This window comes from Pantoea sp. S61 (assembly GCF_016625145.1).
Taxonomy (GTDB): domain Bacteria; phylum Pseudomonadota; class Gammaproteobacteria; order Enterobacterales; family Enterobacteriaceae; genus Pantoea; species Pantoea rwandensis_B.
The window spans coordinates 1,012,846-1,027,970 of record NZ_JACVUO010000001.1 but is presented as its reverse complement, the minus strand read 5'-3'; the positions used below and the strand labels follow the sequence as shown (position 1 = coordinate 1,027,970).

Annotated in this window: 15 protein-coding genes; 8 read left to right on the top strand and 7 right to left on the bottom strand. The window is 51.9% G+C overall.

Features of this window, described 5'->3' with window-relative positions; genetic code table 11:
- Positions 1 to 353: 353 nt before the first annotated feature.
- Positions 354 to 1,550: a cupin domain-containing protein gene (locus tag IAE30_RS05065; RefSeq protein ID WP_200678319.1), complete on the top strand. Its 1,197-nt coding sequence runs from the start codon at positions 354 to 356 to the stop codon at positions 1,548 to 1,550.
- 39 nt (positions 1,551 to 1,589) lie between these two features.
- On the opposite strand, the gene IAE30_RS05060 is transcribed toward IAE30_RS05065, so the two are convergent.
- A complete protein-coding gene (locus IAE30_RS05060; protein WP_200538416.1) occupies positions 1,590 to 2,051 on the bottom strand; it encodes a YlaC family protein in 462 nt (153 codons plus the stop codon).
- A 116-nt stretch (positions 2,052 to 2,167) separates the two neighbouring features.
- Between IAE30_RS05060 and IAE30_RS05055 the strand changes: the two genes are divergently transcribed.
- The 6 genes from IAE30_RS05055 to IAE30_RS05030 all read left to right on the top strand — a co-directional run bounded on the left by IAE30_RS05055 (position 2,168) and on the right by IAE30_RS05030 (position 10,276).
- The gene (locus IAE30_RS05055) at positions 2,168 to 2,710 is read left to right on the top strand and encodes a DUF924 family protein (RefSeq protein ID WP_200677693.1); all 543 of its coding nucleotides are present in this window, start codon (positions 2,168 to 2,170) and stop codon (positions 2,708 to 2,710) included.
- A 143-nt stretch (positions 2,711 to 2,853) separates the two neighbouring features.
- Positions 2,854 to 4,011 carry an efflux RND transporter periplasmic adaptor subunit gene (locus IAE30_RS05050; RefSeq protein WP_200538418.1) on the top strand — a complete coding sequence of 386 codons (1,158 nt, stop codon included), beginning with the start codon at positions 2,854 to 2,856 and terminating at the stop codon, positions 4,009 to 4,011.
- Between the two features lie 2 nt (positions 4,012 to 4,013).
- Positions 4,014 to 7,127, top strand: coding sequence for a multidrug efflux RND transporter permease subunit (locus tag IAE30_RS05045; RefSeq protein WP_200677694.1), 3,114 nt, complete (start codon positions 4,014 to 4,016; stop codon positions 7,125 to 7,127).
- Positions 7,120 to 8,484: an efflux transporter outer membrane subunit gene (locus tag IAE30_RS05040; RefSeq protein WP_200538420.1), complete on the top strand. Its 1,365-nt coding sequence runs from the start codon at positions 7,120 to 7,122 to the stop codon at positions 8,482 to 8,484. Before IAE30_RS05045 ends, IAE30_RS05040 begins: the two co-directional genes overlap by 8 nt.
- 20 nt (positions 8,485 to 8,504) lie before the next feature.
- Complete coding sequence (locus IAE30_RS05035; protein WP_200677695.1) at positions 8,505 to 9,200, top strand: response regulator; 696 nt, start codon at positions 8,505 to 8,507, stop codon at positions 9,198 to 9,200.
- Positions 9,197 to 10,276, top strand: a complete 1,080-nt coding sequence (locus IAE30_RS05030) for an ATP-binding protein (protein WP_200538422.1) — start codon at positions 9,197 to 9,199, stop codon at positions 10,274 to 10,276. Before IAE30_RS05035 ends, IAE30_RS05030 begins: the two co-directional genes overlap by 4 nt.
- 167 nt (positions 10,277 to 10,443) lie before the next feature.
- Here IAE30_RS05030 and IAE30_RS05025 read toward each other — a convergent pair whose 3' ends face one another.
- From IAE30_RS05025 to IAE30_RS05010, 4 genes are all read right to left on the bottom strand, one after another.
- Positions 10,444 to 11,157 (bottom strand): helix-turn-helix transcriptional regulator, encoded by a 714-nt coding sequence (locus tag IAE30_RS05025; RefSeq protein WP_234465471.1) that lies wholly within the window; start codon positions 11,155 to 11,157, stop codon positions 10,444 to 10,446.
- Positions 11,133 to 11,528 carry an amino acid-binding protein gene (locus IAE30_RS05020; RefSeq protein ID WP_200677697.1) on the bottom strand — a complete coding sequence of 132 codons (396 nt, stop codon included), beginning with the start codon at positions 11,526 to 11,528 and terminating at the stop codon, positions 11,133 to 11,135. Before IAE30_RS05020 ends, IAE30_RS05025 begins: the two co-directional genes overlap by 25 nt.
- Positions 11,521 to 11,838, bottom strand: a complete 318-nt coding sequence (locus IAE30_RS05015; RefSeq protein ID WP_200538424.1) for an antibiotic biosynthesis monooxygenase — start codon at positions 11,836 to 11,838, stop codon at positions 11,521 to 11,523. Before IAE30_RS05015 ends, IAE30_RS05020 begins: the two co-directional genes overlap by 8 nt.
- Before the next feature lie 107 nt (positions 11,839 to 11,945).
- On the bottom strand, positions 11,946 to 12,587 hold the full coding sequence (locus IAE30_RS05010; protein WP_200677698.1) for an HD domain-containing protein: 642 nt from the start codon (positions 12,585 to 12,587) through the stop codon (positions 11,946 to 11,948).
- A 114-nt stretch (positions 12,588 to 12,701) separates the two neighbouring features.
- On the opposite strand from IAE30_RS05010, the gene IAE30_RS05005 reads away from it, so the two are divergent.
- Complete coding sequence (locus IAE30_RS05005) at positions 12,702 to 13,655, top strand: GlxA family transcriptional regulator (RefSeq protein WP_200677699.1); 954 nt, start codon at positions 12,702 to 12,704, stop codon at positions 13,653 to 13,655.
- A 14-nt stretch (positions 13,656 to 13,669) separates the two neighbouring features.
- On the opposite strand, the gene yddG is transcribed toward IAE30_RS05005, so the two are convergent.
- Together yddG and IAE30_RS04995 are read right to left on the bottom strand one after the other, a co-directional pair.
- Positions 13,670 to 14,584, bottom strand: a complete 915-nt coding sequence (gene yddG, locus IAE30_RS05000; protein WP_200677704.1) for an aromatic amino acid DMT transporter YddG — start codon at positions 14,582 to 14,584, stop codon at positions 13,670 to 13,672.
- Between the two features lie 290 nt (positions 14,585 to 14,874).
- Positions 14,875 to 15,120: a DUF2543 family protein gene (locus tag IAE30_RS04995; RefSeq protein ID WP_200538428.1), complete on the bottom strand. Its 246-nt coding sequence runs from the start codon at positions 15,118 to 15,120 to the stop codon at positions 14,875 to 14,877.
- Positions 15,121 to 15,125 lie beyond the last annotated feature (5 nt).

Below are 15,125 nucleotides of genomic sequence, written 5' to 3'. Positions count from 1 at the left end.
CATCAAATAGCAGGTGGGTAGAAGCGAATAGCTTATCATTTGTAACATTCCATTAACCTTGCAATGGTTTTTGATAATTTTTCCTAATGTTTATTTGGGCTGAATTAACCTATTTGTGCCTTATATTCCTTTGGATACGTGCCAGAACCTCAATATTTAATCAACAATTTGTTTATTTTAACCTGTTGATGAGATTAGTTTCTTTGCTCGATTAAATCCTTAATTTGAACCGACCCGCAGGCTGTTACATCGCAATGCCACAGTTTCACTATGGTTAATGAGCTCTATTAAGACCATAAGAAACTGAGGAAACAACAGGTATGAAATTAGAAAACTTATCTCGTCGAACCTTCATGGCATTTGCAGCGGGTGGCACCGTGGCGTTGGCAGCGGGTAAAGTTCATGCCCACGATGCAACAGTGGCCACTTACCCAGCAAACGATCCCCACCATCCCCGCGACCCCGGTCCACACGATCCTATCCGTGAAGGGCTCAATCCCGATATTGTCGATCCACCCGCAACAGACAGCGGTACATTACCGAATCTGCGCTTCTCTTTTAGCGATGCGCATGTACGCAAAGGTAGCGGAGGGTGGACGCGGCAGGTGACACAACGCGAATTAGGGATTTCCACCACCATCGCAGGTGTAGATATGCGGCTTGATAATGGTGGCATTCGTGAACTGCACTGGCATAAAGAGGGCGAGTGGGCGTACATGCTCTATGGAAATGCACGTATCACTGCACTGGACACCCAGGGTGGATGGTTTGTGGATGATGTTGGCGTGGGTGACCTGTGGTACTTCCCGCCTGGCGTACCGCACTCAATCCAGGGACTCGGTCCCGACGGTTGTGAGTTTTTACTGGCCTTTGATAACGGTAACTTTGATGAGGACAGCACTTTCCTGCTTAGCGATTGGTTTAAACACATTCCGCCTGAAGTGCTCGCCAAAAATTTTGGCGTCTCAGCGGACGTTTTCAACACGCTGCCATCACCGGCAGACGAGTATATTTTTGCCGGGAAAGCGCCGGAAGGCGAAGCTTCAGCCGCTGTTAAAGGTGGCGTGAAATCTGCGCTGAATTTCTCACACAAAATGCTGGCTCAAAAACCGATCTCACTTCCAGGTGGCACTGTACGCATCACCGATACCAGCAATTTCCCCATATCAAAAACCGTCGCCGCTGCATTGGTGGAACTTGAGCCCGGCGCTATGCGGGAATTGCATTGGCATCCCAACAACGATGAGTGGCAATACTATCTGGAAGGTGAAGGGCGCATGGGCGTGTTTGCCTCATCGGGGCAGGCTCGGACCTTCGATTTCCGCGCGGGTGATGTTGGCTATGTTCCTTTCGCCATGGGGCATTACATTGAAAATATCGGCGATAAGCCGCTGCGGTTTTTAGAATTATTTAAAAGCGATTACTACGCGGATATTTCATTGAATCAATGGTTGGCCAGTACGCCAGCAGATTTGGTGCGGCAGCATCTGCATCTGGACGATAAATTTATGCAGGCACTGCAGTTTGCTAAGCATCCGGTGGTGAAATAGCATGGAAAGCGCGTCGTGGGAGCGACGCGCTGTAAGGGTTTAATGCCTTAAACGATAGATATCAGCAAAGTACAGATAACCTTTCCTGGCGCGCATCTCTTTCAGCCGTGTTTTTTCACTCTCGGTCAGAATGGCGCTGTCCAGCAGTTCATCGACAAAAGCGCCCCGAACATGGACTTCCATATACCAATCACCGGTGTAACAATTCTTCCAGGCACCTTTATCGATATCCTTCGCTTTGTACGACGGATTGACATGGAAGAAGAAGAAAAAATTACACACCGCAAAAATCAGGATGCAGACCACATATTCGATGGTGCCGAAAGAGTCGGAGTACAACAGCAGCGCCATGGTAAGAACAAACAGTATCCACATCAGGCTGAATAAACCGGGATAATTTTTGATAAAAGAGATATCAAAGTAGGGGCGGTCATTACGCTGCTCTTCTACGTTGATTCTATCCAGCTCGGTTTGTAGTCGCTCATCCAGTTGATTACTCATGTATTCACCTCAGTGGTTTCCTTATCCCTACTTCGCCCGCGCGAGTCTAACAGATAACCACCACGATTTTAGCCTAACCTTTATGGTTATCAGGGGAATTATCTGTGGGGAATAGGATGGAGTATGAAACCGTATTGGCATTCTGGTTTAACGCGCGCCATGAAAACTATTGGTTCAAACAGAATGACGGGTTTGATGAAGCGATACGAGGTGGTTTTTATGATTGCTGGGAAGCGGCTCGTCGCGGTGAATTATCGGCCTGGCGGAAAGACATTCGAGGGCGATTGGCCGAAATCATCGTGCTGGATCAATTCTCCCGCAATCTCCATCGGGACAGTGCTCTCGCCTGGCAGCAAGATGGCATGGCGCTATTGCTCGCGCAGGAAGCGGTGAAAATTCCGGGTTATAAATCACTGAGCCTGGATGAAAAAGGCTTTCTCTTGATTCCCTGGATGCATGCCGAGTCTCGTGTTGTCCATCAACAAGCTGAAGTGCTATTCGGTGCGCTGAAAGGATCCTCTTACTATCAGAGTGAGTTAGAACATCGACAGATTATCGAGGCGTTTGGTCGCTATCCACATCGTAATCAGCGCCTTAATCGCCCATCCACAGCGGAAGAACTGGCGTTTTTACAACGCAACTCGCTCTCTTTTTTCTGATCGATTTTCTACCAAACGGCGTGTATCACGCCTTTTTTACGCTCTCCACATAATCGCAACACAACCTCGACGCTTGCCCAACACCCCTTCGTTAACATCGGCGCTTGACTGGTTTTTCTATTCTTTGCCACGAGAACTCGCAGATGCTTACTTGCAAAACGCTCACTCTGACAGGATGGCTGTTCGTCTCAGCTATCCTGCTCTCAGGATGCGATCATCCAACCTCAGAGCCCCCTGCCGCAGCGGTGCCGCAGGTTGCCGTTACCGTCGTACAGCCACAGTCTCTTGCCATCAGTGAAACTTTACCTGGCCGCGTAACCGCATTGCGCGTGGCGGAAATTCGCCCGCAAGTCAGCGGTATCATTCAGCGCCGACTGTTTGAGCAGGGTGCTGAAATAAAACCAGGCACGCCGTTGTATCAAATCAATCCTGCGCCCTTTAAAGCCGATGTTGAAAGTGCCCAAGCCGCGTTGCTGCGCGCGCAGGCAGTGTGGGAAAAGGCTCGGCAGCAAACTACGCGTTTACGACCGCTCATGAAAAGTGAGGCAGTGAGTCGTCAAAGTTTCGACGATGCTCTCTCCGCTGAGAAGCAGGCTTCAGCCGATGTCGCGCAGGCACGAGCCACCCTGGCGCGTAAGCAGCTGGATCTCAGTTTCGCCACGGTAGATGCCCCGATTGCCGGGAGGATCGATCAAACGCTGGTGAGCGAAGGGGCTTACGTTACCGCTAGCGATACCACGCCACTCGCGCGTATTTATCAAACTGATCCCATTTACATTGATGTGCGCCAGCCCGCAGAGGTATACGATGCGTTGCGTGCGCAGTTCAGCGGTCAAAATCCAACAACGGCATTGCCAGTGACCGTATTGCGCGCCAGTGGCGCCGCGTATGTGCAGCAAGGCAGAGTGTTGTTCTCGGGTATCGCCGTGGACAGTGGAACGGGTGAGGTGATGCTGCGTGTTCAGGTGCCTAATCCAGATCGCATATTGCTTCCAGGAATGTTTGTTCGAGTACAAATCCCACGACAACATGTTGATGACGCTCTGCTGGTTCCGCAGCAGGCGATAGTCCGTGAAAACGGTAAACCAGCGCTATGGGTGGTGGACGATCAACAGCGGGTGAGGCGGATCGAGGTTGATGTCGCCGACATCCTCCAGGGTCATTACCGCATTACCCGTGGGCTCAGCCCCGGCATGCGCGTGGTGATCCAGGGCATGGATAAACTCAGTGATGGTGTGAAAGTAGCAGCGGTGCTACCTGCTGCAGTGGCCAGTGACTATGCCTTGGTACGGGGGCAATAATCATGGCGCAATTTTTTATTAAACGTCCGGTGTTTGCATGGGTATTGGCACTGTTCATCATTCTGTTTGGTGCCATCGCTATCCCTCAACTCCCTGTTGCGCGTTATCCCTCGGTCGCGCCTCCCAGCGTGTCGCTTTACGCCACCTATCCCGGTGCATCACCGCAGACGATGAATGATGCTGTGGTGGGGCTGATTGAACGCGAGCTGTCGAGCGTCAAAAATCTACTTTACTTCGAGTCATCCACAGACACTTCAGGTCAGGCAACCATCACGGTGACTTTTAAGCCCGGAACCGATCCAGAGTTGGCACAGGTGGATGTGCAAAACCGTATCAAAACCATTGAGCCGCGACTACCGCAAGTCGTCCGACAGAATGGCTTGCAGGTTGAAGCCGCCAGCTCAGGTTTCTTGATGATTGTTAGCCTGACATCTAAAGCGGGAAAGACCAGCAGCGAGGCGTTAAGCGACTATATGGCGCGTAACGTGGTCGAAGAGCTACGCCGGGTCCAAGGCGTCGGGCGTATTCAGCTTTTTGGCGCTGAGCGTGCTATGCGTGTGTGGGTCGAACCTGCCAAATTGGTGGCTTTCAACCTCACCATGAACGATCTTTCAACCGCCATTAGCCAACAAAATGCGCAGATTGCACCGGGTCGTGTAGGTGATGAGCCCGCGCTGGAAGGGCAGCAGGTATCCATTCCCCTGACGGTGGAAGGCCAACTGAGTTCGCCGGAAGCGTTTGCTGCCATTGTATTACGTGCCAATAGCGATGGGTCAAAAGTGACGTTGGGTGATGTGGCGCGTGTCGAACTGGGTGCTCAGAGCTACAGCTTTATGATGCGAGAAAACGGGCAAAACTCTACCGGTGCGGCGATCCAACTGTCACCGGGGGCCAATGCGGTTAAAACGGCAGATGCCGTCATCGCGCGTATGAACGCATTGAGCCAAGCGATGCCTGCTGATATTCATTTTTCCGTGCCCTTCAATGCGGCACCTTTCGTAAAGATATCCATCGAGAAGGTCATTCACACACTGCTCGAAGCCATGGTGTTGGTGTTTCTGGTGATGTACCTGTTTTTGCAGAACATCCGTTACACCTTTATCCCGGCCATTGTCGCGCCGATTGCGTTATTGGGCACGCTATCCGTGATGTTGCTCGCTGGCTTCTCCGTCAACGTTTTGACCATGTTCGGCATGGTGCTGGCGATTGGCATCATCGTTGATGATGCCATCGTGGTAGTGGAAAACGTGGAGCGCATCATGCGTGAAGAGCAGTTACCACCGCGCGCAGCAACACAGCGGGCAATGCGTGAAATCACCGGTGCGATCATTGGCATCACGCTGGTGCTGACGGCAGTATTTATTCCTATGGGCTTCGCCAGCGGTTCGGTCGGGGTCATTTACCGTCAGTTTGCCTTCTCGATGGCAACCGCCATTCTGTTCTCCGCACTGTTGGCGTTAACCTTAACGCCTGCACTGTGCGCTACTTTGCTCACGGCTGTACCACCCGCCCACGCTTCTCGTGGATTTTTTGCCGCATTTAACCGGGGGTTTGACCGACTGACAGGGCGGTATCAGGGATGGGTTGTTACCAGTCTTAAACGCTCCGGTCGCATGATGCTGGCATTTCTGGCCATTAGCGCCGCTATGGCGTTGGCGTTTAATCAGCTTTCATCCAGCTTTCTGCCCGAAGAGGACCAAGGCTATTTCATGACGTCATTTCAACTGCCTGCCGATGCGACCCAGCAACGCACACTTGAGGTGGTGAAGAAATATGAAGCGGCGGTGGACACACGACCTGGTATTGCTACCAATCAATCAATTGTCGGATTTGGTTTCTCTGGCTCGGGTGCCAACACTGCGCTGGCATTTACCGTACTCAAGGATTGGCAACATCGCGGTGCAACCTCAACCCAGCAAGAAGTGCTGCACGCGCAACAGGCAATGGCTGACATTCCTGAAGGTTCGGTCATGAGCTTGATGCCGCCGCCGATTGAAGACCTCGGGACGTCTTCAGGATTTACGCTGCGCCTTGAAGATCGCGCGAATCAAGGCGATGCCGCACTGCAAGCTGCACAAATGCAATTGCTACAACTAGCAGCAAAAAGTGACAAGGTCACGCAGGTCTATCCCGATGGTTTGCCGCCCGGTAATAGCGTCAGGCTGGAGATTGACAGAGAAAAAGCGAATGCCATGGGGGTGACCTTTGCCACCATCAGTGAAACCCTCACTGCAGCGTTAGGGTCATTGTATGTTAATGATTTTCCGAACCAAGGTCGTATGCAACAAGTGATCATTCAGGCTGATGCGAAGGATCGTATGCAAGTCGATGACATTCTTAACCTGTATGTCCGTAACAGTGACAACAATATGGTCGCATTAAAAACCTTTGTTCACCCAGTCTGGTCTGACGCGCCGCTCCAGCAAGTACGTTACCAAGGTTATCCTGCGATTCGCCTGTCGGGCAGTGCAGCGCCTGGCGTCTCCAGTGGTGATGCCATGAAAGAGATGGAAAGATTGGCGCAACAGTTACCTAAGGGCTTTATGGTTGAATGGACGGGGCAATCGTTACAGGAACAACAATCTGCTGCCCAGGCACCGATGCTGATGGCGCTCTCAATGCTGGTGGTGTTCCTGGTATTAGCTGCGTTATATGAGAGCTGGGCAATTCCACTCGCCGTGATGCTGGTGGTTCCGCTTGGCTTAATTGGGGCGGTTGCGGCTGTCCTGATGCGGGAAATGCCTAATGATGTGTTCTTTAAAGTGGGGTTAATCACGGTAATTGGCCTTTCCGCGAAAAATGCCATTCTGATTATTGAGTTTGCTAAACAGCTGCATGAAGAGGGGCAAAGCATTATGGCCTCTGCCATGACGGCTGCACGACTGAGATTGCGCCCGATTATTATGACATCGTTAGCCTTTGGTTTGGGCGTGGTGCCGCTAATGTTTGCAAGCGGCGCAAGTAGTGAAACACAACATGCGATTGGCACGGGCGTTTTTGGTGGAATTGTCAGCGCGACCATATTGGCGGTGATTTTTGTTCCGGTGTTCTTTGTGGTGGTAATGCAATCACGTCAAAGATGGCGTGCAAAAACGCAAGGAGGCACCAATGCATAAGCCATGGATCGCCGCCGTTTTATTGCTTGGGGGGTGCTCATTAAATCCGCCGTTGGAAAAGCCAGCATTACCCGTTGCTGATACTTATACAGTTTCAAACCGCAACAACGCTGCCAATCTTGGCTGGCAGAGCATATTTCGCGATGTTCAACTGCAACACACCATTGATATGGCGTTGCTGCATAACCGTGACTTGCGTGTGGCTCTTCTCAATGTGGAGACCGTCCGTGCGCAGTACCGTATTCAGCATGCCAGTGCTTTTCCTGCCATTGAGGGCTCAGCAAATTGGACGCGCCAGCAATTAGCGGATAGTGCAGCCGCCAGCGGTATCCAGCAGCAAGGTGCCGCCAGTATTAATCTCAGTGCTTATGAGATTGACCTGTTTGGCCGAGTCAAATCTTTGTCTGAAGCCGCCTATGCGCGGTACCTTGCCAGTGCGGCTGGAGCGCGAGCCGCACAAATCACCTTGGTAGCGGCCGTCGCCAATGCGTGGTACAGCAGGCAGTTGGCGACGGAGCAATTGCGACTCTCACAGCAAACGTTAGCTGACTGGCAGCATTCGTTACTGCTAGCCAGACAGTTACAAACGGCTAACCAGAACAGCGGATTAGATGTGGCACAGGCTGAAGGTCAAGTGGCGAGTGCCGAAGCGGATGTTCAGGCGAATCAGCGCACGCTTCTGCGTACAGGTAATGCGTTACGCCTGCTGGTGGGCACGGTTGCGCCGTTGCCAGAGGCGCAATCCACCTTGGAGCAGGCTCCAGTTGTGACGCAACTGCCCGCAGGATTGCCTTCGGACCTGCTGACGCGCCGGCCGGATATCATGCAAGCCGAACAGACGCTTATCGCGGCGAATGCGGATATTGGTGCTGCGCGGGCGGCATTTTTCCCACGTATCACACTAACGGCATCTTTGGGACAGGCTAGCCCACAACTCTCTCAGCTGTTCGACGGCGCTAACCAGACATGGCAATTTATGCCGCAAATCACACTACCGATTTTTCAGGGTGGGCGTTTGCAGGCGGAACTGGCTGTGGCGAAACTCAGAGAGTCCAGTGCCTTAGCGGAATACGAGAAAAGCATTCAGGTGGCGTTCCGTGAAGTATCGGACGGCGTGGCGGGAAATGTTACCTATCGACAACAAATGGCCGCACAGCAGCGGGTGGTGAACAGCGCCCAGCGTAGAATGAAGCTTTCAAACCAACGCTATCAAGCCGGATTGGATAACCGATTGGAGTTACTGGACGCCCAGCGTCAATATTACAGCGCTCGGCAAGCGTTGTTAACGTTGCGCCAGGGAGAGATTGATAACACCATCACGCTCTACAAGGCGTTGGGTGGCGGTTTCAAACCATAAAACAAGCGTGGATGCGCACGATGAGTAAACAACTGATTTTGATTGTTGAGGATGACGCAGAAATAGCCGTCATTCTCACGGCCTATTTAGAGAAAGAGGGGTTTCGTACCCGGCATGCTGAAAATGGCGTCGTCGCGTTGGCACTGCATGCGGTAGAGCGTCCTCAGTTGGTGATCCTGGACATTCGTATGCCGGAAAAGGATGGCTGGCAGGTACTTGCTGAATTGCGACGCAGTGGCAGCACGCCCGTCATCATGCTGACAGCCAACGATGATGATATCGATAAGCTCGCCGCGCTGCGTTTTGGCGCAGATGATTATGTGGTGAAGCCTTTTAACCCAGCCGAAGTGGTGGCAAGGGTGCAGGCAGTATTGCGTCGTGCCCAACCGCTGATGCCGTCCGAGGATTTGATTTACAGCGAGTTTATCGACATTAGCCTGACGCATCACCGGGTCATAGTACGGCCAGGCAATGTGAATATCGCTCCGCGACTCACCATGACAGAGTTTCGTTTGCTGACGCATCTGGTACGCGCACCAGACCGGGTCTTTACTCGCGATGAGCTGCTGGAGTCTTGCATGCCAGAAGGCGAAACGTTGCCTCGAACGGTGGACAGTCACATCAGTAAATTGCGCCGCAAACTGGAGGAAGCGGGGGTTGAGGGCTTACTGCAAAATGTGCGTGGCTTTGGTTATCGCCTTGGGAGGGCGCAATGAAAACGCGCACCATCAAGCAGCAGCTTAACTGGCTGATCCTTAAAATCACGCTGTATTCATTCCTTATTTCGTTTGGCACCTACTTTATCTATGTCGTGTTGGTCGCAAAGAGCGGCAAAGATTACAGCGAATATCTCGATTTTGGTCCTGCCGACTGGATGCAACTCGTGGTGTCTACCTTGCTGACCGTCGTGGTCTCTGTGGTGACTGCTGCAGGCTTTGCCCGCCGCGTGCTATTTCCGCTTCAATCACTGACAGAAAGCGCGCGTCGCGTTGCGGGAGGCGACCTTAATGCACGTGCTGAACGCGGTGAACAGCCGCTCACGGAGATGAGTGAGTTGGTGGATGACTTTAATCGGATGGCCGAAAAGTTGGATAACAGTTCGCGTGACATCCGTACCTGGAATGCCGCAATCGCGCATGAATTACGTACCCCGGTGACCATTCTGCGGGGGCGTTTGCAGGGACTAGCTGATGGAATCTTTCTGCCAGAACAACAGCTGTTTATTAATCTGGTCAAGCAGACTGATGGTTTGTCACATCTGATTGATGATCTTCGCACCCTGAGCCTGGCACAGAGCGGCCACCTGCGATTGCAGTACGGGCTCATAAATGTACCCCAAGAGATCGAGGCAATTGCAGCTGTGGTGGAAGCCGATTTCAAATTCAGCCAGCATTCGTTGGTCCTGCGGCTGAATGAAGCGAGGGTTCCCTGTGATGCTGCGCGTCTGCGCCAGGCTTTACTTGCGCTGTTGGAAAATGCCCGGCGCTATGCAGTGAGTGGAGTGGTGATGATCAGCTGTCGTGAGCACGATGAAGGCGTGATGATCAGCGTTGAGGATGAAGGTCCTGGTATCAGTAAAGAGGTTGCCGAGTCTATCTGGGAAGCTTTTGTCCGCGGTGATGACTCTCGCTCGCGTCATAGTGGTGGCAGCGGATTGGGGTTGGCAGTGGTGAGAGCAATTGTTTTGGCGCACGGTGGAGAGGTGAGCTGCGGTCCTGGTGAGCTTCAGGGCACCCGTTTCTCGCTATGGTTGCCTTTATCAACAGCCCACGGACAAAAAAATGCCCGCTAAGCGGGCGGGGTAATTAAACCAAGGAAAAAATTCTCGTAGGCAACGCATTGCTGTGTGTTGCGTCACTATATTAGCAACGATAAGCAACCAGTACGGAAAATGATCGATGATTAAATTTTGCTGATTTGATAAAGGTTATATTTGTGACGAGAGTGTTATTTTGATGTTTACAACTGCACGTTAAACAGACACTGAAGCGCCTTTTTCCCGGCAGCTGTGACCTTTATCTCTCGATAGCCTGCCGTGCGGCTTAGCCATTGTTTATCAATTAGCAGACTAAGAAGTGCGGCTCCCGCTGCTCCACCGAGATGCATGCGGCGTTCACTCCAGTCGAGACAGGCACAACAAGGTTTACGTTTACTACGAAGATCTTGTTGCATGCCGAGGTTTTCTAACTGCTGCTGGCCTAAGCCGGTAAGTGCACTACCGTCAGCTACAACCCATTCTTTTTCTTGCATAAAGTTGTATATTTCTACCGCCAGTTCACCTGCCAGATGATCGTAGCAGGTGCGGGCATGGCGCAGATGGCTGGGAGTAGCGGAAACCAACGCTCGCTGTGGCTGCATCGATACCCCCATCAGGGTTTCCAGCAGGTGCGCAATATCGCTGCCCGCCAAACGGAAATAGCGGTGGCGGCCCTGGGATAAATACGTGACAAGACGGGCATCCAATAGTTTGCCCAGATGTCCGCTGGTGGTAGAGGCGGCGATATCGGCGACGCCGCTTAATTCTGTGGCTGTCCAGGCTCGGCCATCCATCAGCGCGCACAAAATGCTGACACGCGAAGGATCGGCCAGGGCGGCAGCCACAGCAGACATCGCCTGCTGCAAGCCTTGTTCCGCCGTTTCATCGGTGATTATGGGGCTGCTACGGGTTGCCATGCGGTGGTCACCTCTGCTGCACGCTCAGGATTATCGGTAATCAGGATCAACTGGTTGTTGTGGTCACTGTATTGAAGCTGAATGTTAACGCCATTGCGTGCTAGCACGTCAGCAATTTCGCCAAGCTGTCCTGGTCGATCCTGTTTCAGCTTGCGGATCAGCGGCTGCTGTACTGAAACCACCTGAAAACCGGCCGCCATCAGCACTTGTCTGGCTTGCTCCCCTTGCACAACTAAAAAATGCGCGTGACTCTGTTCACCCACGGTGAACACGCCGCCTCCTTCAAGTCCTACTCCATGCTGGCCGAGAGTCAAACCTAATGCGGCCAGCTCGCCTGGAACATTATTGAGTATCACGTGAATATCAAACATGTTGGCTTGCCTCGTGCGCATATTCCCGCAGTACAGCGGCGATACGGATGTGGTAGAAAGAAAACAAGCTGTTTCGACCTTCCTGTTGAGCCTGTTGGTGCGACATATTTTTCTTCCATGCCACCACTGCCTCTTCGTTTTCCCAGTAAGAGAGAGACAGGATCTTGCCAGGATCGTTGAGGCTTGAAAATCGCTCTACTGAAATAAATCCAGGCAAACTGGCAAGTTGAGATTTCAGCTGTGCGGCGAGTTCAAGATAGCGGGCTTGGTGCTCAGTTTGGGTGCGTGCTTCAAACAGGACAGCAATCATGGTTTTGCTCCATCAGTCAGTGATGGCAGCAGTGTAGCGAGTGGAGATAAGGATGCTTCGGCGAACAACGAAGTATGGCGCAGCGCGAGTTCGCTGCGCCACGCCACTCATCCCACCCAGCGTGACTGACGGATGACGCTACAAAAGTTCATTGGTGAAAAACCAGGCTGCTTGTCGGCAATGACATCGGCTTTGACATTGCCAAAGGTGGTGTCAGGCTTGTTTTTAATGCCATCGTAGAACGCCTGAATAATCTCTTCCTTGAATTGGGCAGGACGTGGATGCTGCTTTACCACGGCTTCACGCTCCGCATCGCTGAAGTGATCATAGTTGATGCCCAGGACATCCATTTCCACGCCAGCGGTGACTAACGCAATTTCCGGGGCCATAAATTGCGGAATGCCCGGAGTGGTATGCAGCGCAATTGCGGTCCAGACTTTATCGATATCGGCCTGCTTTACACCATACTGTTGCAAGAAATCGCGCGCCGCATTGGCGCCATCCACCTCAAAGCGTTTGTCGCAGCTGCAGTGTTCGTGCGTCAGTCCAACATCATGGAACATACAGCCGACATAAAGCAGCTCAGCATCCACCTTAAGATCTAAGCGGCGTCCTGCGAGTGCGGCCCAGTAATAGACGCGGCTGGAATGGTGAAACAGCAAATCGGATTCGGTATCACGGACAAAAGTCGTCGCGTCACGGGTCATGGCAGTATCGGGAATAGTGATGCCGTTAATGGAAATTTTCATGGGAGGTTCTCCGCTCGGTTAAGTTGCAACCAGCTTAATACCGAGGCAGAATGTCTTAAATAATCTTTTAACGACTTTTTAAGACATTAAGACTTTTACAGACGGGAATAGCGCATGAATCACCATCTTGCGATTTTAGCGGTGCCGGGAGCGCAATTGCTCGATGTCTCTGGGCCATTGGATGTGTTTGCCGAAGCTAATCTACTGCTCAATCGTACCGTTTACCAGCTGCAAGTCATGTCACTGGAAGGGGAAAACATTCGTTGTTCATCAGGTGTGCGTTTGATGGCGGATGTCACACTGCAAGATATCCAGCAAACTGACACGTTTCTGATTGCGGGGGCACCCGAGGCACGGGATATGCAGTTAACTGCGCAGCAAACCGCACGTCTGATGGAGCTATGCCATGAAAGTCAGCGCTTTGGTTCGATTTGCACCGGAGCGCTGCTGCTGGCACAAACCGGCTTGCTGAGTGGTAAAAAAGTGACAACTCATTGGGCATGCGCAGAAGCACTGATGGAACAGGTACCGGATGCGCAGGTGGAGGCCGATGCGCTTTACATCGCCGATGGGCGATTACGTACCGCCGCTGGCGTCACGTCGGGGCTCGATCTGGCCCTGAGGTTGGTGGAAGAAGATTTGGGACGCGAATTGGCACAGGATATCGCTGCCAATTTGGTGATGTTCTTTCAACGGCCAGTGAATCAAGGGCATTTTGTTCGCAAGCAGCCACTTTCGCTGGGTGGGCGCAGTGCGTTTCAGGAGATGCAGCGATGGGCTTTGGCGAATCTGGCGCAGGTGAGTTCACTCGACGATCTCGCCGCACATATGCAAATTAGCACACGGCACTTAGCGAGGCTTTTCCGTCAACATATGGACTTACAGGCGGGCAATTGGCTGGAGAATGCGCGAATTGATCAAGCGCGAAAGCTACTGGAAGCAGGTTCAATGCCGCTGAAAGCCATTCCGGCCGCCTGTGGTTATCGCAGCAACGATGTTTTAAGGCGGGCTTTTGTCAAGGTGACAGGCATGACGCCTTCGATGTATCGCAAGATGTTTATGCGCTAGCGCCTCCCAACGTTTTATTCAGAAATTTTACTGCTGACACTTTTGGTGACTGCGGTACGTGTTGACCACCAGCAGACTAATGACCCGAGACTCACCATCGCCGTGCCTTGCCAGAAGGAGAGCGTCAGATGCGAACTGAGAATAAAAGCGGCTAATATCGATGAAATAATCGGAATGAAGTATGAGGCGGCGGCCAGAACCGTCACATTGCCATGCAAAATGCCAACGTTCCAGGCTGCGTAACCGAACCCCATCGCCATCGCTGCCAGTGCCAGTGAGACCCACGTCTGGAAATGGGCGTCAAACGCGGGTTGGGGCGAAATGAAATATTTAACCCATAGTGTTAATGCCGTTAAAACAAAGAAGAGCGTAATGCCGTTATTACCGTTGGCGATTTTTTTCGTTACCACACAATAAATAGCCCAAATGATGGCGCCGCTGAATGCCAGACCATAACTTAATGGGTTTTCCATTATATTGTGAGTCATCTCGCTGATTGAAAACCCTTGGTCGCCGCCCAGCACGCGGCAAATTCCTGCTACCGCTAAAATCACGCCAGGGATAATCAGCGGGCTAACTTTTTGCCGATTGACAATTACCGCCAGCACAATCGTCATACTTGGCCATAGATAATTCACCATGCCCACTTCAATAGCCTGCCGTCCGCTATGGGTAAACCCGAGTGAGAGCGAAAGGCAGAGTTCATAGCAGACAAACAGCACGCTACCGATAATCACATAAAGGCGGGGAAATTTTTTCAGATTGGGAAATCCCACGCTGAACAGCAGCAATATCGCACTGCAGCTGTAGATCAACGCCGCTCCAGCGATCGGACCAAAGCCTTCGCTGACACTTTTGATTAATCCAACAATCGCGCTCCATAACAGGATGGCAACTAAACCGATGAGCGTCGCTTTGTTTTGGGGCATCACCCGCTACCTCTTCTACACAATGTTCACCTAAAATGCGGGTGCAAGCTTACCTGTTAAGTTCTGGTTAAAACCAGCATAAAACTATGCCGCCTGAAGCGCAGTGTAAATACGTCAGAGGGAACGATAGTGGGGTTGACGTTAGCGGAAAAATGAGCTGACTCGAATCGTGGGGCTTTTGTCCAATGACTGATGAGCGAAGCAGGCCTATTCGTTGCCACCGGGCCATTTCGGAAGCAAAACGCTAGCTATATATCCGGCCACCAGCAGAAGGTGACCGGAGACTCTGTTTAGTCGTTGCCCCACTCATTTAAAAAGTTGGCAATCTCATCGATACGCACCGCTTTAATACCCGCTTCACGCGCCATCTCTTGCTGCGCCTCTTCGCTGATCTCTTCATTATTATTCAGACGAGTCAGCAACAACTGGAAGTAGTGCGCCAGTGCATCAAGTTCTGCTTCACTCACATCGTGTTCGGATTCCGCAGCGTACTCTTCAGCAATGTCATAATATTTCAGTGGAATGTTGTTATTCATTATCG

Bases quoted from the DNA above. Each gene is read 5' to 3' on its own strand.
- IAE30_RS05065 (WP_200678319.1), top strand. From the start codon at position 354: ATGGCATTTGCAGCGGGTGGCACCGTGGCGTTGGCAGCGGGTAAAGTT.
- IAE30_RS05060 (WP_200538416.1), bottom strand. From the start codon at position 2,051: ATGAGTAATCAACTGGATGAGCGACTACAAACCGAGCTGGATAGAATC.
- IAE30_RS05055 (WP_200677693.1), top strand. From the start codon at position 2,168: ATGGAGTATGAAACCGTATTGGCATTCTGGTTTAACGCGCGCCATGAA.
- IAE30_RS05050 (WP_200538418.1), top strand. From the start codon at position 2,854: ATGCTTACTTGCAAAACGCTCACTCTGACAGGATGGCTGTTCGTCTCA.
- IAE30_RS05045 (WP_200677694.1), top strand. From the start codon at position 4,014: ATGGCGCAATTTTTTATTAAACGTCCGGTGTTTGCATGGGTATTGGCA.
- IAE30_RS05040 (WP_200538420.1), top strand. From the start codon at position 7,120: ATGCATAAGCCATGGATCGCCGCCGTTTTATTGCTTGGGGGGTGCTCA.
- IAE30_RS05035 (WP_200677695.1), top strand. From the start codon at position 8,505: ATGAGTAAACAACTGATTTTGATTGTTGAGGATGACGCAGAAATAGCC.
- IAE30_RS05030 (WP_200538422.1), top strand. From the start codon at position 9,197: ATGAAAACGCGCACCATCAAGCAGCAGCTTAACTGGCTGATCCTTAAA.
- IAE30_RS05025 (WP_234465471.1), bottom strand. From the start codon at position 11,157: ATGGCAACCCGTAGCAGCCCCATAATCACCGATGAAACGGCGGAACAA.
- IAE30_RS05020 (WP_200677697.1), bottom strand. From the start codon at position 11,528: ATGTTTGATATTCACGTGATACTCAATAATGTTCCAGGCGAGCTGGCC.
- IAE30_RS05015 (WP_200538424.1), bottom strand. From the start codon at position 11,838: ATGATTGCTGTCCTGTTTGAAGCACGCACCCAAACTGAGCACCAAGCC.
- IAE30_RS05010 (WP_200677698.1), bottom strand. From the start codon at position 12,587: ATGAAAATTTCCATTAACGGCATCACTATTCCCGATACTGCCATGACC.
- IAE30_RS05005 (WP_200677699.1), top strand. From the start codon at position 12,702: ATGAATCACCATCTTGCGATTTTAGCGGTGCCGGGAGCGCAATTGCTC.
- yddG (WP_200677704.1), bottom strand. From the start codon at position 14,584: ATGCCCCAAAACAAAGCGACGCTCATCGGTTTAGTTGCCATCCTGTTA.
- IAE30_RS04995 (WP_200538428.1), bottom strand. From the start codon at position 15,120: ATGAATAACAACATTCCACTGAAATATTATGACATTGCTGAAGAGTAC.